Origin of the sequence: Nonomuraea sp. NPDC023979, from assembly GCF_040639085.1 — a bacterium.
Classification (GTDB): Bacteria; Actinomycetota; Actinomycetes; order Streptosporangiales; family Streptosporangiaceae; genus Nonomuraea; species Nonomuraea ceibae.
Genome location: NZ_JBEZZG010000001.1, coordinates 181,923 through 202,194, shown reverse-complemented (window position 1 = coordinate 202,194; position 20,272 = coordinate 181,923). Strand labels below are relative to the sequence as shown.

The following is a 20,272-nucleotide window of genomic DNA, read 5'->3' as shown; positions in this document are numbered from 1 at the left end:
GCCTCTGGGGTGTCGGTCCGTAACGACGCTCACCGCCTCTGAGATCTCGGCCCGCGACGACGCTCACCGTCTCTGGGGTGTCGTCGGCCCGTGACGACGTTCACGGCCTCTGGGGTGTCGGCCCGTGACGGCGCCTGGCGCCTCTGAGGCGTCGGCCCCCGAGGGCGCTCGCCGCCCCTGAGGTGTCGCCCCTGCTGAGACGTCAGGCTGCCTCGAAGGCGCAGCCGTCCATGGCCGCCCGGTACAGCGGTTGTTGGGTTCCTGAGGAGGGCGGCCGTTCAGGGTGGTCGCTGGATTGGCCAGGCTTCCGGGAGACCCCCTACGGCGGGAGGCGGGCGCGCCGCGGGTGGGATCCGCACAGGGAGTGGGAGGGCACCGTAGGCGGTGGCGGCCGGGGTGGGGAGGGGCGTCCCAGTCGGTTGGAGGGGGGAGGGCGTGGGGAGCGTTGGAGGGTGTCAGAGGCGAGGGTGGGTGGGGTGGTTGGAGGGTGCCGGAGGCCGGGGTGGGTGGGGTGGTTGGGGTGGAAGAGGGGGGATGGATCTCGGGCGGCGGGGATAAGCTGGGCTTGACTATTCGACACGGGGGTCAGGTGCCTAACGACAGGAGTCTTGACGACCGCCGTCGCGAAGCCCTGGCGGCTGTGGCCCCGGGCACTCCACTGCGCGACGGCCTGGAGCGAATCCTGCGCGGTCAGACCGGCGGCCTGATCGTGCTCGGTTACAACAGGGTCGTCGAGCAGGTGTGCAGCGGCGGGTTCGAGCTGGACGTGGAGTTCTCGGCCACGAGGCTGCGGGAGCTCGCCAAGATGGACGGGGCGATCGTGGTCAGCGATGACCACAAGATCGTCCGGGCGGCGGTGCATCTGGTGCCGGATCCGGCGATTCCGACGGACGAGTCCGGCACGCGGCACCGTACGGCGCAGCGCGTGGCCAAGGAGACAGGGCTGCCGATCATCGCGATCAGCAAGTCCATGCGGATCATCGCCCTCTATCTCGACGGTATCCGTTACGTGCTGGAGGAGTCGGCAGCGATCATGTCCAAGGCCAATCAGGCCCTGGCGACGCTGGAGCGCTACAAGCATCGGCTCGACGAGGTGTCCGGCACGCTGTCGGCGCTGGAGATCGAGGATCTGGTGACGGTCCGCGACGTGGCGGCGGTGGCGCAGCGGCTGGAGATGGTCCGGCGGATCTCCGACGAGATCAAGGGCTACGTGGTGGAGCTGGGCACCGACGGCAGGCTGCTGTCGTTGCAGCTCGACGAGCTGGTGGCGGGGGTCGACTCCGATCGGGAGCTGGTGATCCGCGACTACCTGCCGGCTCCGGCGGGGCGGCGGCAGCGACGGCTGTCGGAGGCGATGCAGGAGCTGGACGCGTTGTCGGGCAGCGAGCTGCTGGACCTCTCGGTGGTGGCGAACGTGCTGGGGCACGGCGGCACGGACAAGCTCGACAGCCCGGTGAGCCCGCGCGGGTTCCGGCTGCTGGCGAAGGTGCCGAGGCTGCCGGCGACGGTGGTGGACCGGCTGGTCAACCACTTCGGCAGCCTGCAGAAGCTGCTGGCGGCGAGCATCGACGACCTCCAGGAGGTGGGCGGCGTCGGCGAGTCGCGGGCCCGGAGCGTACGCGAGGGGCTGTCGCGGCTGGCGGAGTCGTCCATCCTGGAGCGCTACGTCTGACCCGGCCTCCTGGGGCGTGGCCGTGCGGGTCAGCGCAGGTGGAAGACGCCCTTGGGGCTCTTGAGCTTGCCCATACGGGCCACCGCGACGTACGTGCCCGGCAGGGCGGTGGGCGGGTCGGCGCGGCAGTCGCCGCTGGAGCGGCGGCGGTCCCAGTCGAGCGAGCGCACGTACGGGACGCCGCGCTGCAGCTCCTTGACCTCGGTGCCGGGGCCGCTGACGCAGTCGGAGGTGGACCAGATGCGGTCCTCGCCGGAGGTGATGCGGATCTCCATGGCGCGCGGGCCGACGTCGGCCTTGCACATGACGTCGCCGGTGTTGACGACGGTGATGAGGAAGTTCGGGCGGGCGGCGCCGGCGTAGATCTCCTGCTTGCCCTGGAGGCCCAGCACCAGGTCGCGTTCGGCGCAGGGTTCGCCGGGGCGCTGGGTGCGCGCCTGTTCGGTGGCCTTGGCCGGGCTGGGTGTCGGCGTGGGTGTGGCGGTGCCGAGGGCCAGCGTGCGCAGGCCCGCGAGGAGCGGGTCGGCGGCCGGGGCCGGGGTCTGCGAGGTCTGGGCGCTGGAGGCGCGTTCCGGCCCTCCGGCGCTGCTCGAACAGGCCCACGCCACCACGGCGACCACCACGAGCACCGCGACGAGCACGCTCATGCGCCGCCGCCAGTAGACGTCGCCTCCGAATCCAGGGTCGTCACGCATCGCATCCGGGTCCATACGCACAGCATGTTCATTGGTGCGGCCACCTAGCGTGACGACACGCCGCACCTTGCCATCTCGGCATACGCTGGGGCCCGTGGTTGAGCCGAAACTCCTACACATTCCCATTCTGGAGTGGTACGAAAACAACGCCCGAGAACTCCCTTGGCGGGCGGCGGACGCGACGCCGTGGGGCGTGCTCGTCAGCGAGATCATGTTGCAGCAGACACCGGTGGCGAGGGTGCTGCCGGTGTGGCTGGAGTGGATGGCCCGCTGGCCGACCCCGAAGGATCTGGCTGCCGAGCTTCCCGGGGAGGCCGTACGCCATTGGGGCAGGCTCGGCTACCCGCGGCGGGCGCTGCGGCTGCACGCGTGCGCGCGGGCCATCACGGAGGAGCACGGCGGCGAGGTGCCGAGTGATCACGCGACGCTGCTCGGGCTGCCGGGCATCGGCGAGTACACGGCCGCCGCTGTGGCCAGTTTCGCGTACGGGGGGCGGCACGCGGTGCTCGACACCAACGTGCGCCGGGTGTTCGCCAGGGCGGTGCGGGCGGAGGAGTACCCGCCTACCGCGACCTCGGCGGCGGAGCGCCGGCTGGCGGAGTCGCTGCTGCCTGAGCTGGGCGCGGCCCGGTGGGGTGTGGCGGTGATGGAGCTGGGCGCGCTGGTGTGCACGGCCCGCGCGCCGCGGTGCGCCGACTGCCCGATCGCGTCGGCGTGCGCGTGGCGGCTGGCGGGCAAGCCGCCGCACGACGGGCCGCCGCGCAAGGGGCAGACGTACGCGGGGACCGACCGGCAGTGCCGGGGCCGTCTGCTGGCCGTGTTGCGGGACGCCCACGGGCCGGTGCCGAAGGCGGCGCTGGACGTGGTGTGGGACGACGCGGTGCAGCGGGAGCGGGCCCTGGACGGCCTGGTGGCTGACGGGCTCGCGGAGCCCCTGCCCGACGGGACGTACCGGCTGCCCCACGCATAGGCTGTCCAGCGTGCCAAGCGCGACCCCGGGCTTCGAGCTGCCGCTCCGCCTCTTCCTGGCCTTCCGTGTGCTCATCGACGAGCTGCACGCGGAGCTGGCCCGTCAGGGCCATCCGGACATGCGTCCCATGCACGGTTTCGTCATGCAGGCCATCGGCTCCCGGGGCACCACGGCGGTCGACCTGGGGCGGGTCCTGGGCGTGTCCAAGCAGGCGGCGGGCAAGACGATCGAGACCCTGGAGCGCGCCGGCTACGTCGAGCGCACCCGCGACCCGGATGACACGCGGCGCAAGATCGTCCGGTTGACCCCGTTCGGCGTCGACGCGCTGGCCAGGTCGGCCCGCATCTTCGACACGCTACGCGCCCGCTGGGCGGAGGAGCTGGGCCAGGACCGCCTGGAGGCCCTGGAGGACGACCTGCGTAAGGTCACCCCCGAGGGCCTGTGGCGGCTGGACGTGCCGGGCTGGTTCGGCACGATGTAGGGCGAATCAGCGGGTCAGGCGGCGAGCTGCAGCCCGAGGCCGGTCAGGCTGGTGCGGGCCCAGTCGAGCTCCTGGGCGAGCATCGACACGAGCGCGCCCGGCCCCTTGGCCCGGCCGGGTACGGCCAGGTTGTGCGTCTCGACCTCGATGTGGGCGCTGCCGCTGACGGCTCCCGACAGCATCGCGGCGAGGGTGTCGTGCAGCACCGCGCCGGTGTTGGGCGTGCCGGCGCCGTGGTTGTGCACGTGGCCGAGCTTGACCACCGGCGCGCCGGCCGCCGCCAGGCCGCGCAGGGCCTCGCCGGCCTCCTCGGCGCCGCCCGCCAGGTGGCAGGCGTCCAGGCAGACGCCCAGGTGCTCGGAGTCGATGCCGCCGACGCGCTCCAGCGCCTGCTCGGTCGTCTCCAGGACGCAGCCGGGCCACGGCTCGAACCCGACCCGGATGGTCTTGCCGGTGACGCTGTAGATGCCGCGCAGCTCGCGGGCCAGCCGCTCCAGCCGCCGGGTGGCGATGGCGTGCAGGTCGGCGGGCCAGTCGCGCCGCCAGCCGATCGGTATCGTCGAGATGCTGCCGAACCGTACGTCGTCGGGCAGCAGGAAGGCCAGGATCTTGGCCAGCGCCATCGTGTAGCGGTAGCGCTCGGGCTTGGCCCAGTCGGGGCCGGGCACGTCCTGGTTGCGGCCGCCGGTGCCGTTGAGGCTGACGACCTCGAGACCGCGCTCGTCCAGCGAGCGGCGCAGGCGTACGAGCTCGATGCGGTCGGCGGTGAGGTGGTCGGCGACGGCGGGAGAGAGCCACAGGCCGATGCCCATCCGGTCCACGCCGAGCCGCTTGCGCACGGGCACGGCGTAACGGGTGAGGTGGGCGATCAGGTTCTCCAGGTCTTCTGCGGGGTGAACGCCTGCGTTGTAGGCGAGGTGAACGAGCGTTCCGTCATCGTGACGCAGGCGCATCGACTTCCTCCACGGCTTGCACTGGTTGTTCGGCCCCGCCCGCGCGGTGTGTCGCGCGGACCCGGACGAGCATGGCTGCTTCCGGTGGGCTCACGCGTCAGCCCTGAGTTGATTGCCTCCTACACCTCAGGGAGCAGGCCCCACCGTAGGGACGCGCTCTTGCGGGTCACTTGGATGGGACTTCGACTCTGCTCTACGTAGTGTAGTACTACTCGTGGTGGCGGTACACCCGGCCGCTCAACAATTCGGCAACAGTAGCCCTGATCTTGAATTTTTGTCCGGCGAAGCCCCGGAAAACGAAGAACCCCTCGTGTGAGAGATCACACGAGGGGTTCTGCGCGAACCTGTGACGTCAGCCCGCGATCGCCGCGGCCGAGTCGGGCACCTTGGCGGTGTTCTCGCCGGTGAAGATGAACTTGGCGTCGTCGCCCTCGCCCTCGATCGTCACCTTGACGGTCTGACCGGGACGGAGGTCGCCGTAGAGGATCTTCTCCGACAGGGAGTCCTCCAGCTCGCGCTGGATGGTCCGGCGCAGCGGCCGGGCGCCCATGACCGGGTCGTAACCGCGGTCCGCCAGCAGCTGCTTGGCCTCCGGGGAGACCTCGAGCCCCATGTCGCGGTCCTTCAGCCGGGCGCTGACCTGGGTGAGCATCAGATCGACGATCTGGATGATCTCCTTCGGCGTCAGCTGGTGGAAGACCACGATGTCGTCGACACGGTTGAGGAACTCGGGCCGGAAGTGCTGCTTGAGCTCTTCCTGGACCTTGGCCTTCATCCGGTCGTAGTTGGAGTCGGCGTCGTTGGACTTCGCGAACCCGACCCCGATCCCCTTGGAGATGTCGCGGGTGCCGAGGTTGGTGGTCATGATGATGACCGTGTTCTTGAAGTCGACCACGCGACCCTGGGCGTCGGTCAGGCGACCGTCTTCCAGGATCTGCAGCAGCGAGTTGAAGATGTCGGCGTGCGCCTTCTCGATCTCGTCGAAGAGCACCACGGAGAACGGCTTGCGCCGCACCTTCTCGGTGAGCTGGCCGCCCTCCTCGTAGCCGACGTAGCCGGGAGGCGAGCCGAACAGCCTGGAGACGGTGTGCTTCTCCATGAACTCGGACATGTCCAGCGAGATCAGCGCGTCCTCGTCACCGAACAGGAACTCCGCGAGGGTCCTGGCCAGCTCGGTCTTACCGACACCGGACGGGCCCGCGAAGATGAACGAGCCACCGGGACGCCGCGGGTCCTTCAGACCGGCGCGGGTGCGCCGGATGGAGCGCGACAGGCCCTTGATGGCGTCGTCCTGGCCGATGATCCGCTTGTGGAGCTCGTCCTCCATGCGGAGCAGGCGCTGCGACTCCTCCTCGGTGAGCTTGAAGACCGGGATGCCGGTGGCCGTGGCGAGGACCTCGGCGATGAGCTCCTCGGTGACCTCGGCGACGACGTCCATGTCGCCGGCCTTCCACTCCTTCTCCCGCCGCTCGCGCTTGAGCTGGAGCTGCTTCTCCTGGTCGCGGAGGGCAGCCGCCTTCTCGAAGTCCTGCGCGTCGATCGCGGACTCCTTGTCGCGGCGGACGTTGGCGATCTTCTCGTCGTACTCGCGCAGGTCCGGCGGAGCGGTCATCCGGCGGATGCGCATCCGCGAACCGGCCTCGTCGATGAGGTCGATCGCCTTGTCGGGCAGGTAGCGGTCGCTGATGTAGCGGTCGGCCAGCTGCGCGGCGGCGACCAGCGCGCCATCGGTGATCGACACGCGGTGGTGCGCCTCGTAGCGGTCGCGCAGACCCTTGAGGATCTCGATCGTGTGGCTGAGCGACGGCTCGGCCACCTGGATCGGCTGGAACCGGCGCTCGAGCGCCGCGTCCTTCTCGAGGTACTTGCGGTATTCGTCGAGCGTGGTGGCGCCGATGGTCTGCAGCTCGCCGCGGGCCAGCATCGGCTTGAGGATGCTGGCGGCGTCGATCGCGCCCTCCGCGGCGCCCGCACCCACGAGCGTGTGCAGCTCGTCGATGAACAGGATGATGTCGCCGCGCGTGCGGATCTCCTTGAGCACCTTCTTCAGGCGCTCCTCGAAGTCACCGCGGTAGCGCGAGCCGGCGACCAGGGCACCGAGGTCAAGCGTGTAGAGCTGCTTGTCCTTCAGCGTCTCGGGCACCTCGCCCCTGACGATCTTCTGCGACAGGCCCTCGACGACGGCGGTCTTGCCGACGCCGGGCTCGCCGATCAGAACCGGGTTGTTCTTGGTCCTCCGGGAGAGGACCTGCATGACCCGCTCGATCTCCTTCTCACGGCCGATGACCGGATCCAGCTTGCCCTCGCGGGCGGCCTGGGTCAGGTTGCGGCCGAACTGGTCGAGCACCAGGGAGGTCGACGGGGCCGACTCCTGCGGGCCACCCGCTGCCGCCGGCTCCTTGCCCTGGTAACCGTGGAGCAACTGGATGACCTGCTGCCGGACACGGTTGAGATCAGCTCCAAGCTTGACCAGCACCTGAGCCGCCACACCCTCACCCTCACGGATGAGCCCGAGCAGGATGTGCTCGGTGCCGATGTAGTTGTGACCCAGTTGCAAAGCCTCACGGAGCGACAGCTCGAGGACCTTCTTGGCCCGCGGGGTGAACGGAATGTGCCCCGACGGAGCCGACTGGCCCTGGCCGATGATCTCCTCGACCTGCTGACGCACACCCTCAAGGCTGATGCCCAGGCTCTCCAGAGCCTTGGCGGCTACGCCTTCACCTTCATGGATCAAACCAAGAAGAATGTGCTCAGTGCCGATGTAGTTGTGGTTGAGCATCCTGGCCTCTTCTTGGGCCAGGACGACAACACGCCTTGCTCGGTCGGTGAACCTCTCGAACATCTCGTCGCTCCTCACAGAGCGGTCAGTCAGGCCGGTAAATCCGGTCCCGTCATCCCGCATGCTAGCCCTGGCTCGGCGAACCGTGCCCACTGCCGCTGACGCGCTCTATAGCAGACACGTTCCCCGAGAGCAGGGCGTTCACCCTCCATCCAACTACTGTTCGGGGGTCACGTGTTCCCGATACGCCACCAGCGAACGAGGTTTAGGGCGCCCGGGTGAAGTGGCTCGAAATTCGCCGGGAGCGGCGCGACCGGAACGGTACGGATCGGCTGCGGACGCGGGGGCGAGCCAGGGGCGGCCGCGCCCGATCGCGGTGGACGCCGCGTCCTGTCTTCCATCGTATGTCCTGCTCCAATGCCAGGCCAAGCGTGACCGGAACAGGGAGCTCAATGCCGGCCCGAGCGTGAGCGGAACGGGGGCCTCAATGCCGACCCGAGCGTGACCGGAACGAGGACGCAATGCAAGGCAGGGCGTGACCGGAACGGGGCATCTGGTCAGCCGCGTTACCGATCAGTACGGGCGCGGAGTCGGGACATACACCGGCACCACGCCCGCGTAAATGGACCCAAACGCCCACTTAAGGGGCGGATCAGAAGATCAACAAATCCCGATGTCCACCATTTGAGATAATGGCAGAAATGATCATGCGCTTATGGCGGCCGCCGGGGTCCTAGGCGAACGGCATAAGCGCATGGTCAGGAGATCGGCTCCTTAGTGAGCCGCTTCGTACTTCTCGACGACGGTGGAGGCGATGCGGCCCCGCTCGCTGACCGGAAGGCCGTGGGCCTTGGCCCACTGACGGATCTCGGCGCTCTTCTCGCGGCTCATCGCCCGCTGCCCGCCACGCCCGCGACGGCGCGTGGATACGGCGCCCGCCCTGCGGGCGTGCTGCACGAAAGGCGTCAGAGCGTCCCTCAGCTTCTTGGCGTTAAGGTCGCTGAGGTCAATCTCATAGGTGGAGCCGTCAATAGCGAAGCTGACCGTCTCATTGGCCTCGCCCCCATCGAGGTCATCGATGAGAATCTCCTGGATCTGCTTGGCCATCTACGCAATCCTTTCCCGGAGCATTGTTTCATTCGCTCGCCCAAACATATACCCGGAAAGACGTTAAGACAATTCAGCGCCACGGGATTCGGCTGAGCGGCCGATCAGTTGCGGTTCTCGGCCTGATCCTGGCGGTTTGGCCGCCGGCCGGAGCCCTCGTGCCGCACCAACTTCACGACGCCAAAGATGAAGGCGCCGCCCACGACGACGGGCGGGATGAGCGCTGACAATACCTCTGTTACGGCTTCCATTCGGCCTCGCCTCCACGGCTGACGGGGTTTCAGGGGCGCTTTATACACAGGCTGCGGGACCGGCGCGAGCCTGGCGGACCTCGTGTCACTCGAGGCGACAGCCGCCCACACACGACCATAGCGGCACAGAGATGCCCATAGCCTGGCAGGCGCCCCAACATCCGGCAACCCGGACGCCTCATAGCCTAATGCCAGTCTCTCCAGGCTCCTTACCGGATCAAGCGGAAATTTTGCGAAAAGCCATCAGCGCAGGTACGGAACCCTCAACGAAGATCTTTTACGACCAGCGTTCCGGCCAGCCTGTCATGCGGCCCGCGCTGGAGCGGCTTGTCGATCAAGATGAGCAGGCCGACACCAAACACGAACATTCCGGCCAGCAGATTGGCCACCGGAATGCCCATCAGCATGGCAGGCGCCGGATAGAGCAGGGCGCGTTTCAGCCGGACCCGCGCCGGAAGACCCTCCGGGTCCACCCGAATCCCCATGATCGCCTTGCCGAAGGTGCGCCCACCCCGGGAAAGTGCGACCCAGTCATAGACCGTATAACCCAGGCCGGCGCCCACCCACGCGAACACGCCGGGCAACCGCCCCTCGAACGCGTCCAGCACCCCGACAGTCCGGAAGACGCCCCATAGCGCAATGAACAGAATGTAATAGAAGACTCCGAACACGAGCGCTTCAATGAGGCGGGCGACGAGCCGTTCCCACCATTCCGCCGGCAGCACGCCGGTCTCGGGTGTCGCGGCCATAACCTCACCTCGTCCGTTCGGCGGCCCTCGGCGTCCCCCCATTCTGGTACGGCTCGTACACACAAAACAGAGGCCGGCGGGATGCCGGCCCCTGTTTCGCTGTTGCTGAGACTTACTTGATCTTGACCACCACGGTGTTCGCGAACTTGTCGGCGAACGTCTGCTGCAGCGGCTTGTCCCAGAGCTGGGAAGCCGCGTTCAGCAGAACGAGGACGCCGCCGAGAAGCGGGCCGAGGAGCGGGATGACGCCCAGGACGTAGCCGCCCCAGGTCCCGCCGGCCCGCTTGAGCGCGGCGTCGTTGGGCAGCCCGCCGGACGGCATCGCATGACCCACCTGGACGACCTTGATGCCCATGACCATCTTGCCGACGGTCTGGCCGCTCATCTTCGTCATGAAGAAGTCGTAGGCCACGTAGAGCGCGGCCAGGAGGAGGTACTGGATGACGCCGACGATGAGGGAGCTCGCGATACCCGTCGTGACGCCGGTGACCGAGTTGTAGCTGACGACAAAAAAGATGCCCAGGATGAGGTTGATGATGAAGTAGACGACGCCGAAGATCAGGCCGTCGACGATCCTCGCCACCAGGCGCTGCCACCACTCCGCCAGCGGCGCGGGGGCGCCGGGCGGCTGGATGCCCACCGGCTGGCCGTACTGCTGCCCGTACTGGGGCTGGCCGTAGCCCTGCTGCTGACCGTAGGCGGGCTGGCCGTACTGCTGCTGCCCGTACTGGGGCTGCTGGCCGTACTGCTGCTGCCCGTAGCCCTGCTGCTGGCCGTAGTCGGGCTGACCGTACTGCTGCTGGCCGTAACCCGGCTGCGACTGCGGCTGCTGGCCGTAGCCCTGCTGCTGACCGTAGTCCGGCTGGCCGTACTGCGGCTGCTGGCCGTAACCCGGCTGCGACTGCGGCTGCTGGGCGTAACCCTGGCCGTAGTCGGGCTGGGACTGCGGCTGCTGACCATATTGCTGCTGGCCGTAGTCGGGCTGGGACTGCGGCTGCTGACCATATTGCTGCTGGCCGTAGTCGGGCTGGGACTGCGGCTGCTGACCATACTGCTGCTGCTGGCCGTAGTCGGGCTGGCCGTACTGGGGCTGCTGGCCCGACGGGGGCTGCTGGCCGTAACCCGGCTGGGACTGCGGTTGCTGACCGTACTGCGGCTGCTGACCGTAGCCCTGCTGCTGGCCGTAGTCCGGCTGGCCGTACTGCGGCTGCTGGCCGTAACCCTGCTGCTGGCCGTAGCCCTGCTGGGGCTGCTGGCCGTACTGGGGCTGCTGGCCGTAACCCTGCTGCTGGCCGTAGGGGGGCTGCTGGCCGTAGGGGTCGTCCACGCGGTAGCCGACGACCGTCGCGTCGGGGTCGGGCTGCCCTTGAGGGCGTCCTGCGTTCTGGCCGTATTCAGGGGAGTTCTCGGGGGAATCGTCCTGTGGATACGGCGGCTGTCCTGTGCTCACCGTGTCACCTCGCTTCGAGTGCGCATGTGGCACGTGTCAGGGCACATGCCTGTCCTGCCCAACGTATCGACATAGGTATCAACAATCACCTTTCTCGGCAGTCAAGGTCCGCGTCACCCGATGTCAAGTGGAGCAGCATGCGTGTGTTGCCCAGGGTGTTCGGCTTGACGTGTTCGAGGTCGAGGAACTCCGCGACGCCCTCGTCGTACGAGGCCAGGAGTTCGGCGTACACCTCGGGTGAGACGGGCGTGCCCTGGATCGTACGGAACCCGTGCCTCGCGAAGAAGTCCACCTCGAAAGTGAGACAAAATACACGTTCCAGCCCAAGCTCCCGAGCGGTCCTGATGAGAGCCGAGACCACGCGATGGCCGATGCCGAAACCCCGGGCCGAGGGGTGCACGGCCACGGTGCGGATCTCGGCCAGATCCTCCCAGAGCACGTGCAACGCGCCACAGCCGACGACCTCGCCGCCCCGCTCGGCCACCCAGAACTCCTGGACGTCCTCGTACAGCGTGACGGTGGCCTTCTCCAGCATCTTGCGCCCGACGCCGGCGTAGGTGTCGACCAGGAGCTTGATCGCCCTGACGTCCCTGGTCCGCGCGCGCCTGACGAGCACTTCGGTCTCGGGGACCGCTAGCTCGGCGACCTGCTCCATGGCCATCCAGAGTACAGACCCCATTACGGCTCGACCCAAACTCCCGGACCGTCACTGTGCGTGCACGCTCCGGATTGCACGATTCCTACAGTTTCACGATCGGGCGAACTTGGGGCAAAGAGGGCATAAAGTCTTTTCTGTACGGCTCGCCACGAGATCACCTTGTGACCCGTCGGTTGTGAAACCTCTACAGACTCGGCAGTTCCGGTTGAGCAGGAACCAGGAGTGCATTAGTGTCCAGCGACGATGTCACCCGCGCACACCGCGCGGTCGACACGCCCAATCCCCGCGAGGGGAGCCGGGGACCCGCCGGCGGCGTCAACCCGCTGCCAGGGGTGAATCCGAGCCACGCTCGGTAGGGCTGCTCCGGCCCGAACCCGTCAGCTAACCCGGTAGGCGTCAACGGAAGGAGCTTGGTTGGACAGGCGCTCTGGCAAGAAGCGATTCGGTGTCGTCGGCTTGGCCGCCGTGGCCGCACTGGTCCTCGCTCTGCCCCTGGGCTCACCAGCCTCCGCCGACCCCAAGCCTTCGCTCAAGGAGCTCTCCGAGCAGGTCGAGGAGATGCACCTGGAGATCGAGACGCTGGCCGAGCAGTACAACGGCCAGCGGGAGAAGCTCAAGACGGCCCAGAAGGCCGCCGACAACGCCAAGAAGACGCTGGCCGCCAGCGAGGCCGAGCTGGCCGACAAGCGCTCCAAGGCGATCCTGCTCGCGCAGACCACCTACATCAACGGCGGCCTGTCGGGCACCCTGGCGTTCGTCAACTCCGACGACCCCGAGGGCTACCTCGACCTGGCGGCCACCAACTACGCGATCCAGCAGCAGCAGGGCGAGGAGATCCTCCAGCTCACCAAGGCGATGCAGGCGGCCGAGCGGGCCCGCGCCGGCGCCAAGGCCCGCATCACCGAGGTCTCGAAGATCGTCAAGGACCTCGACGCCAAGCGCGACCGGATCGTCAAGCTCGTCGGCAAGGTCGAGAGCAACCTGTTCAGGCGCGCGCTCGGCGAGGCCGGCCGGCCGGGCACCCCGGCGGTCAAGGTCAACCTGCCGATCCCGGGCTCGGGCAAGGCCGCCCAGGCCGCCAAGTGGGCGCTCACCCAGCAGCTCAAGCCGTACATCTGGGGCGCCGAAGGGCCGCGCGGCTACGACTGCTCCGGACTGGTGATGGCCGCCTACCAGCAGGTGGGCATCTCGCTGCCGCACTACACCGGTGACCAGTGGACCGCCGGCCGGCACATCTCCAGGGAGGAGCTGCGCGCGGGCGACCTGGTGTTCTTCTACAACGACCTGCACCACGTGGGCATCTACCTGGGCGGCGGCATGATGGTGCACGCGCCGCGCACCGGCGACGTGGTGCGGATCGCGTCCATCGCCCGGCGCCCCTTCGCCGGAGCCGTCCGCATCGCCGACTAGCGGCGCCAGAGCCGGCCAGCGGCCTTAGATGAGCTGCCTGCGGGCAGCCCAGGCCACCGCCTCGATCGCGGTGGCCACGCCTATGCGGTCGCAGATGCCGCGCAGTCTTCGCCGCACGGTGCGACCGCTGATGTCAAGGCGTCGGCCGACCCGGTCCACGGTGACGCCCTTGGCCAGTTCGGCCAGCAACGCCAGATCGGCACGGCTCAGTTCAACGCCTTCTGTGAGCACATCCATCGGGAGCCCTCCCCCCACCAGCACCACCCGGAGACGTCTAGGGCCCGACCGGAGCGGCACATCCTCGCAGACGGTAAACGCATCCAGGAAACGTCGTCAAGCACGAAATTCGCCGCACTTGACCTCTTCCGTTGACATGATCCGTTGTATGTGAAGTACTCGCCATATGTCGGCACTTATCGGAGCATGATGATCGATCACAGCGATCCTGACTACGCTCCTTTGACGCCAACGGACATGCTCGGGTTCGATCCCTCCGACCCCGGCTTCCTGCGCGACCCGTACACCCGTTACCGCGAGCTGCGCGAGAGCGACGCGCTGCTGCGGACCCGCGGCGGGCTCCTCGTCGCCACCACGCACGAGCTCTGCTCCGCGGTGCTGCGTGACGCCCGGTTCGGCCACGGCGCCCCGCCCGACGGCGAGCCGCCCCGCTCGTTCCTGATGATGAACCCGCCGGACCACACCCGGCTGCGCGGCCTGGTCAGCCGGGCCTTCACCCCGGGCATGATCAGGCGGCTGCGTCCGCGGATCGAGGCCATCACCGCCGGGCTCCTCGACGCGCTGCCCGATGAGGCCGACCTGATGAGCGCGTTCGCCTACCCGCTGCCCGTCATGGTGATCAGCGAGATGCTCGGCGTGCCTCCAGAGGACCACGAGCGCTTCCGCGGTTGGAGCGAGACGCTCGCCAGGAGCCTCGACCCGATCGTGCCGCCGGACCTGATCTCCCGGACCGAGCACGACCGGGAGGAGTTCCGCGCGTATTTCCGCCGCCTCATCGCGCTGCGGCGCGAGCGGCCCGGCGACGACCTGCTCAGCGCGCTCGCCCAGGTCGAGGAGCTGACCGAGCAGGAACTGCTCGGCACCTGCGTGCTGCTGCTCGTGGCCGGACACGAGACGACCGTCAACCTCATCGGCAACGGCGTGCTCAACCTGGTCAGGCACGGCGTGCTCGGGCGCGCCGCCGACGCGCCCCAGCAGGTGGTCGAGGAGGTCCTCAGGTACGACCCGCCCGTGCAGCTCACCATGCGCGTGGCGCTGGAGGACGTGGAGCTGGCCGGGACCGCCGTGCCCGCCGGCAGCGCGGTGCTGGCGCTGGTCGGGGCCGCCAACCGCGACCCCGCCGCGTTCGCCGACCCGGACCGCTTCGACGTGGAGCGGACGCCGGGCCGGCATCTGGCCTTCGGGCTGGGCATCCACTTCTGCCTCGGGGCGCCGCTGGCCAGGCTGGAGGGCGAGATCGCGCTGCGCGCCCTGGCTCAGGCGGCGCCGAAGCTGGAGCTGGCCGAGCCCGCGCCGCCGTACAAGGGAAACCTGGTGCTGCGCGGGCTCGCCACCCTGCCGGTGCGGCTCAACGGGAGGGCTTGACCAGCGGGAAGAGGATCGTCTCGCGGATGTTCTTGCCGGTGAAAGCCATGATCATCCGGTCGATGCCGGCGCCCATGCCGCCCGTCGGCGGCATGGCGTACTCCAGCGCCTGGAGGAAGTCCTCGTCGAGCTGCATGGCCTCCGGGTCGCCGCCGGCCGCCAGCAGCGACTGCTCGACCAGGCGGCGGCGCTGCTCGATCGGGTCGACCAGCTCCGAGTAGGCGGTGCCCAGCTCGGTGCCGAACCCGATCAGGTCCCACTTCTCGGTGAGCAGCGGGTTGTCGCGGTGCTGCCGGGTCAGCGGGGAGGTCTCCAGCGGGTAGTCCATGACGAACGTGGGCTGGATCAGCGTGTGCTCGACCAGCTCCTCGAACAGCTCCTGGACCAGCTTGCCCTGGCCCCACTTGGCGTCCCAGTGCACCTCGTGCTTGTCGGCCAAAGCGCGCACCCGCTCCAGCGGCGTATCGGTGGTGATCTCCTCGCCCACCGCGCCGGACACCAGGTCGTAGAGCTTCACCCTCGGCCACTCGGGCAGCCCCAGGTCGACCTCGACGCCGCCGTGCACCACCACGGTCGTGCCCAGCGCGGCCACCACGGCCTTCTGGTACATGCGCTGGGTCAGGTCGGCCATGTCGTTGTAGTCGAGGTAGGTCCCGTAGGCCTCGATCATGGTGAACTCGGGGTTGTGCGTGGAGTCCGCGCCCTCGTTGCGGAAGTTGCGGTTGATCTCGAAGACCTTCTCGATGCCGCCCACGACGAGCCGCTTGAGGTAGAGCTCGATCGCGATGCGAAGGTAGAGCTCCATGTCGTAGGCGTTGATGTGGGTCTTGAAGGGCCGGGCCGCCGCGCCGCCGTGGATCGGCTGGAGCATCGGCGTCTCGACCTCCAGGTAGCCCTCCTCGTGCCAGAAGTCGCGGACCGCGCGCACGGTGGCGCTGCGGATGCGCGCCATCTCGCGGGCCTCGTCGTTGACGATGAGGTCGACGTAGCGCTGGCGGACCCGCGCCTCGGGGTCGGTGAGGCCGACGTGCTTCTCCGGCAGCGGGCGCAGGCACTTGGCGGTGATCTGCCAGCTGTCGGCGAGGATCGACAGCTCGCCGCGCCGTGAGGTGATCACCTCGCCCTCGACGCCGACGTGGTCACCGAGGTCGACGTCGCGCTTCCAGGCCGCCAGCGACTCCTCGCCCACCTTGTCGAGCGAGATCATCACCTGCAGGTCGCCGCTGCCGTCGCGCAGCGTGGCGAAGCAGAGTTTGCCGCCGACGCGGTTGAGCATGACGCGCCCGGCGACGCCCACCCGGTCACCGGTCTGGGTGTCGGGCTCCAGGCCCTGGTATTTCTCCCGGACCTCGGCGTTGGTGGCCGTACGGGGGAAGTTCACCGGGTAAGGGTCGACGCCTTCGCTGCGAAGGCGGTCGAGCTTCTCCCTCCGGATGCGCATCTGCTCGGGAAGTTCGTCGCTCACAGCATCAAAGCGTAGGGGATACGGCCGCCTGCAAGTTCTCGTCGGCCCGGTGAAGGGGTGCTGCAACCACGCGGAGTTACCCATGACTCACGAGCTCAGCGGAACCGGTAGGGCGCCGGGTCGGGAAGGAGCTCAAGGAGAGATCATGTTCAAGAAGATCGCGATCGCGCTCCTCGCCGCCGCCGCGACCGGCACGCTGGCTCTGACCGCGCCGGCCGCCGCCGCCTCGCCGGGCCCCTACGACCAGAGCGACCAGTGGGGCCCCGTCCACGCCAGGCACCACCTGGCCAAGGCCAAGGGCTGGGTGGGCGTCGAGTGGGACGAGCACCAGGAGTCCAACACCGTCCACGTCAAGGGCCGGCTGTACGACCTGGACTCGCGCGGCTACGGGCAGGGCGGCAGGTGCGCCTACGTCAAGTTCCAGGCCGCCGGCTTCGACCACGAGTGGGACGAGGTCTACAGCAGGAAGCACTGCGGCTACCCGGGCTCGAAGAAGTTCGGCTTCAGCGTCGACGACGTCTCCGCGCTGCGGGTCAAGGTCTGCCAGGTGCACCCGTACAAGCACTGGGTGAGCAAGTGCGGCCACTGGGACCACCTGTACGCGGCCGAGAGCGAGTGATCCACCCCGGACGGCGGGCGGCTCCCTTCCCGAGCGGGGGGCCGCCCGCTTTCACGCGGTGTTGCGCTGGTAGATCAGGCGCAGGCCGATGAGCGTCAGCCAGGGCTCGTGCACGTCGATGCAGCGCGACTCGCCCACCACGAGCGCGGCGTGGCCGCCGGTGGCGACCACGGTCACGTCGTCGGGGTCGTCGGCCAGCTCGGCGGCCATCCGCTCGACGATGCCGTCGACCTGGCCGGCGAAGCCGTAGATGATGCCGGCCTGGAGCGCCTCGACGGTGTTCTTGGCGATCACCGAGCGGGGGCGGATCAGCTCGACCTTGTGCAGTTGCGCCCCGGCCGCGGCGAGGGCGTCGACGGAGATCTCGATGCCGGGCGCGGTGACGGCGCCGACGTACTCGCCCTTGGCCGACACGGCGTCGAACGAGGTCGCGGTGCCGAAGTCGACGATGATGCACGGCCCGCCGTACTGGTCGATGGCGGCCAGCGCGTTGACGATGCGGTCGCTGCCGACCTCCTTGGGGTTGTCCATCCGCACCGGCACCCCGGTGCGGACGCCGGGCTCGACGACCACGGCGGTGACGTCGCCGTAGTAGCGGCGGCACATCTCGCGCATCTCGTTGAGCACGCTGGGCACGGTGGAACAGATCGCGATGCCGCCCACGTCGGCGCCCTTGAGCAGGGGCGACTGGCCGAGCAGCCCCTGCAGGACGACGGCGATCTCGTCGGCGGTGCGGCGGGCGTCGGTGGCCAGCCGCCAGTGCTCGATGACGTCCTCGCCCTCGAAGAGCCCGAGCACCGTGTGCGTGTTGCCGACGTCGATCGTGAGCAGCATCGATTACCCCCGTAGATCCAGTGCGACGTCCAGGGCGGGCGCCGAGTGGGTCAGCGCTCCCACCGCAAGGTAGTCCACGCCAGTTTCGGCCACATCACGCGCCAATTCCAAGGTCAATCCCCCGCTGGACTCCAGCGCAACCGCGTTTTTCGCCCCATTTTTAGCGATTTGTACGGCCTGAGCGGTCTGCTCCACCGTGAAGTTGTCCAGCAGGATCAGGTCCGCCCCCTCGGCGAGCACCTCCTCAAGCTGCTCGACGCTGTCGACCTCCACCTCGATCGGCACGTCCGGGTAGCGCTCGCGCACCGCGCGGAACGCCTCGGCGACCCCGCCGGCCGCCACCACGTGGTTGTCCTTGATCAGGGCCGCGTCCGACAGCGACATCCGGTGGTTGACGCCGCCGCCGCAACGTACCGCGTACTTCTCCAGCGCCCGCAGACCCGGCAGCGTCTTGCGGCTGTCGCGCACCCGCGCCCCGGTGCCGCTGATCGCCGCCACCCAGCGCCCGGTCAGCGTGGCGATGCCCGACAGGTGGGTGAGCAGGTTCAGCGCGGTGCGCTCGGCGGTCAGCAGGGTCCTGGTCGGGCCCTCCACCGTCATCAGCACGTCGCCCCTGCGCACCCGCTCGCCGTCCTTGACCCGCCGCTCGGCCTGGCCCGCGCCCAGCCGCGCGAACACCGCCTCGGCCACCGCCAGCCCGGCCACCACGCCGTCGGCCCGCGCCACCACGTCGGCCACCGAGCGGTGCCCGGCCGGGATCGTCGCCAGGCTCGTCACGTCGCCCGCCGCCTGCAGGTCCTCCGCCAGCGCCCGGTCGATCACCGCGTCGGTCTCGGCCGGGTCCACGCCGGCGGCGGCCAGCTCCTGCGCCAGGCGCCGCGGCATCGCGTCACCGTGCGGGGTGTAGGTCATGTGCACGCCTTCCTCCGTCAGGGTCACGTCCAGGTGCCCCAGCCATTCGTCGTCGAGGTCGGGGAAATCCTCCCGCCAGTGGGAGCCGCGCGTCTCCTGCCGCGCCGCCGCCGCGCCGGTCAGCACGGTCGCGACGGTGAGCAGGTTCGTCGTCTCCCACGATTCGGTGCACGACGCCACGTGGACCGGGGTCCACCGGGCGTCGTGCAGCGCCTTGGCGGTGGCGGTGAGCGACGCGCGGCTTCGCAGCACGCCCGCCCCGGCGCTCATGTGCGCCTGGATCCGGCCGCGCGCCCTCGGGTCGATCAGCCCGGCGGGCGCTCCGGACACCACCGGCTCGCCCGGTTCGGGCCGTACGCGATGGATGTCCTCGGCGATGCGCTCGGCGAAGACGAGCCCTTCGAGCAGCGAGTTCGAGGCCAGCCGGTTCGCGCCGTGCACGCCCGTGCACGCCGCCTCGCCGCACGCGTACAGGCCCTCGATGCTGGTACGGCCCCGCAGGTCGGTACGGATGCCGCCGCTGGCGTAGTGGGCGGCGGGAGCCACCGGGATCGGCTCGGCGGCCGGGTCGATGCCGTGCTCGCGGCAGACCGCGTAGATCGTCGGGAACCGGGTGCGCCACGTGTCCTCGCCGAAGTGGCGGCCGTCCAGGTAGACGTGCTCGCGCCCGCTCTCGCGCATCGTCCGGGTGATGGCCTTGGCCACGACGTCGCGCGGCGCCAGGTCGGCCAGCTCGTGCACGCCGGTCATGAACCGGTTGCCCTCGTGGTCGATCAGGAACGCGCCCTCGCCGCGTACGGCCTCGGAGATCAGCGGCTGCTGGCCGGTCGCGCCCGCGCCCAGCCACAGCACGGTGGGGTGGAACTGGACGAACTCCAGGTCCCGCACCACGGCCCCGGCCCGCAGCGCCAGCGCCACGCCGTCGCCGGTGGACACCACCGGGTTCGTGGTGGAGGAGTAGACCTGGCCCATGCCGCCGGTGGCCAGCACGACCGCGCGGGCGCGCACCGCGCCGACCCCGTCGCCCGCGCCCTCGCCCATCACGTGCAGCGTCACGCCCCTGGCCCGGCCGTTCGCGTCCTTCAGCAGGTCGAGCACCAGCGCGTGCTCGATCACCTCGATCCCGCTCGCCCGCACCGCCTCGACCAGCGCCCGCTGCACCTCCGCGCCCGTGGCGTCGCCGCCCGCGTGCACGATGCGGTGACGCCGGTGGCCGCCCTCGCGGGTGAGCTGGAGGTGCCCGTCGGGGGTGCGGTCGAACTCGGCGCCCCGGCCCATCAGCCGCCGCAGCGCGCCCGGGCCCTCGGTCACCAGCGCGCGGACCGCCTCGGCGTCGCACAGCCCCACCCCGGCGACCAGGGTGTCGCCGAGGTGCTCGTCGGGGGTGTCGGCCGGGTCCAGGACGGCGGCGATCCCGCCCTGGGCCCACCGGGTGGACCCGGCCGACAGCACGTCCTTGGTGACGACCAGGACCCTGGCCCTGGGTTCGAGCTCGGCGTAGTGCAGCGCAACCGTCAGTCCGGCGATGCCGGAGCCCACCACGACCAGGTCGGCCTCGACGTTCCACCCGGGTTCGGGCGCCGCCAGCCGCAGGGGAATGGCCGGTGCACTCATGGGGTCTCCTCGGAGGAGGGAATCTCGTCAATATGACGATAACGCCCCGGC

General features: G+C 69.3%; 17 protein-coding genes and 1 riboswitch. Of the genes, 6 read left to right on the top strand and 11 right to left on the bottom strand.

Features of this window, described 5'->3' with window-relative positions:
* The first annotated feature begins 589 nt into the window (after window positions 1-589).
* Entirely contained in the window at window positions 590-1,672 is a 1,083-nt protein-coding gene (disA, locus tag AB0G11_RS01035) for a DNA integrity scanning diadenylate cyclase DisA (RefSeq protein WP_219501428.1), read from the top strand.
* A 29-nt stretch (window positions 1,673-1,701) separates the two neighbouring features.
* Here disA and AB0G11_RS01030 read toward each other — a convergent pair whose 3' ends face one another.
* Window positions 1,702-2,382, bottom strand: coding sequence for a hypothetical protein (locus tag AB0G11_RS01030; protein WP_219501426.1), 681 nt, complete (start codon window positions 2,380-2,382; stop codon window positions 1,702-1,704).
* Window positions 2,383-2,461: 79 nt separating this feature from the next.
* On the opposite strand from AB0G11_RS01030, the gene AB0G11_RS01025 reads away from it, so the two are divergent.
* Both AB0G11_RS01025 and AB0G11_RS01020 read left to right on the top strand, forming a co-directional pair.
* Window positions 2,462-3,337 carry an A/G-specific adenine glycosylase gene (locus AB0G11_RS01025; RefSeq protein WP_357583115.1) on the top strand — a complete coding sequence of 292 codons (876 nt, stop codon included), beginning with the start codon at window positions 2,462-2,464 and terminating at the stop codon, window positions 3,335-3,337.
* Window positions 3,338-3,347: 10 nt separating this feature from the next.
* A complete protein-coding gene (locus tag AB0G11_RS01020) occupies window positions 3,348-3,818 on the top strand; it encodes a MarR family winged helix-turn-helix transcriptional regulator (protein WP_357583113.1) in 471 nt (156 codons plus the stop codon).
* A 14-nt stretch (window positions 3,819-3,832) separates the two neighbouring features.
* Here AB0G11_RS01020 and AB0G11_RS01015 read toward each other — a convergent pair whose 3' ends face one another.
* The 6 genes from AB0G11_RS01015 to AB0G11_RS00990 form a co-directional block, all read right to left on the bottom strand.
* A complete protein-coding gene (locus AB0G11_RS01015) occupies window positions 3,833-4,771 on the bottom strand; it encodes a TIM barrel protein (RefSeq protein ID WP_219501420.1) in 939 nt (312 codons plus the stop codon).
* A 352-nt stretch (window positions 4,772-5,123) separates the two neighbouring features.
* Entirely contained in the window at window positions 5,124-7,613 is a 2,490-nt protein-coding gene (locus tag AB0G11_RS01010; protein ID WP_219501418.1) for an ATP-dependent Clp protease ATP-binding subunit, read from the bottom strand.
* A gap of 711 nt (window positions 7,614-8,324) precedes the next feature.
* A complete protein-coding gene (locus AB0G11_RS01005) occupies window positions 8,325-8,657 on the bottom strand; it encodes an Lsr2 family protein (RefSeq protein WP_219501415.1) in 333 nt (110 codons plus the stop codon).
* Window positions 8,658-9,171: 514 nt separating this feature from the next.
* Window positions 9,172-9,657: an RDD family protein gene (locus AB0G11_RS01000; RefSeq protein WP_219501414.1), complete on the bottom strand. Its 486-nt coding sequence runs from the start codon at window positions 9,655-9,657 to the stop codon at window positions 9,172-9,174.
* 112 nt (window positions 9,658-9,769) lie between these two features.
* Complete coding sequence (locus AB0G11_RS00995; protein WP_357583111.1) at window positions 9,770-11,107, bottom strand: RDD family protein; 1,338 nt, start codon at window positions 11,105-11,107, stop codon at window positions 9,770-9,772.
* Window positions 11,108-11,192: 85 nt separating this feature from the next.
* Window positions 11,193-11,762 (bottom strand): amino-acid N-acetyltransferase, encoded by a 570-nt coding sequence (locus AB0G11_RS00990; RefSeq protein ID WP_219501412.1) that lies wholly within the window; start codon window positions 11,760-11,762, stop codon window positions 11,193-11,195.
* 266 nt (window positions 11,763-12,028) lie between these two features.
* A riboswitch (cyclic di-AMP (ydaO/yuaA leader) is annotated at window positions 12,029-12,176 on the top strand.
* Between the two features lie 3 nt (window positions 12,177-12,179).
* On the opposite strand from AB0G11_RS00990, the gene AB0G11_RS00985 reads away from it, so the two are divergent.
* Entirely contained in the window at window positions 12,180-13,175 is a 996-nt protein-coding gene (locus AB0G11_RS00985; protein WP_357583109.1) for an NlpC/P60 family protein, read from the top strand.
* Window positions 13,176-13,199: 24 nt separating this feature from the next.
* On the opposite strand, the gene AB0G11_RS00980 is transcribed toward AB0G11_RS00985, so the two are convergent.
* Window positions 13,200-13,412: a LuxR C-terminal-related transcriptional regulator gene (locus AB0G11_RS00980; protein WP_219501411.1), complete on the bottom strand. Its 213-nt coding sequence runs from the start codon at window positions 13,410-13,412 to the stop codon at window positions 13,200-13,202.
* Window positions 13,413-13,649: 237 nt separating this feature from the next.
* On the opposite strand from AB0G11_RS00980, the gene AB0G11_RS00975 reads away from it, so the two are divergent.
* On the top strand, window positions 13,650-14,777 hold the full coding sequence (locus AB0G11_RS00975) for a cytochrome P450 (protein ID WP_357583107.1): 1,128 nt from the start codon (window positions 13,650-13,652) through the stop codon (window positions 14,775-14,777).
* On the opposite strand, the gene lysX is transcribed toward AB0G11_RS00975, so the two are convergent.
* Window positions 14,761-16,218: a bifunctional lysylphosphatidylglycerol synthetase/lysine--tRNA ligase LysX gene (gene lysX, locus AB0G11_RS00970; protein ID WP_357583695.1), complete on the bottom strand. Its 1,458-nt coding sequence runs from the start codon at window positions 16,216-16,218 to the stop codon at window positions 14,761-14,763. The two genes, AB0G11_RS00975 and lysX, sit on opposite strands and share 17 nt — an antisense overlap.
* A gap of 169 nt (window positions 16,219-16,387) precedes the next feature.
* Here lysX and AB0G11_RS00965 point away from each other — a divergent pair, with 169 nt between their 5' ends.
* Window positions 16,388-16,861, top strand: coding sequence for a hypothetical protein (locus AB0G11_RS00965; RefSeq protein ID WP_357583105.1), 474 nt, complete (start codon window positions 16,388-16,390; stop codon window positions 16,859-16,861).
* 51 nt (window positions 16,862-16,912) lie between these two features.
* Here AB0G11_RS00965 and AB0G11_RS00960 read toward each other — a convergent pair whose 3' ends face one another.
* Complete coding sequence (locus tag AB0G11_RS00960) at window positions 16,913-17,695, bottom strand: type III pantothenate kinase (protein ID WP_219501408.1); 783 nt, start codon at window positions 17,693-17,695, stop codon at window positions 16,913-16,915.
* 3 nt (window positions 17,696-17,698) lie between these two features.
* On the bottom strand, window positions 17,699-20,221 hold the full coding sequence (locus AB0G11_RS00955; protein WP_219501400.1) for an L-aspartate oxidase: 2,523 nt from the start codon (window positions 20,219-20,221) through the stop codon (window positions 17,699-17,701).
* Between the last annotated feature and the right edge of the window lie 51 nt (window positions 20,222-20,272).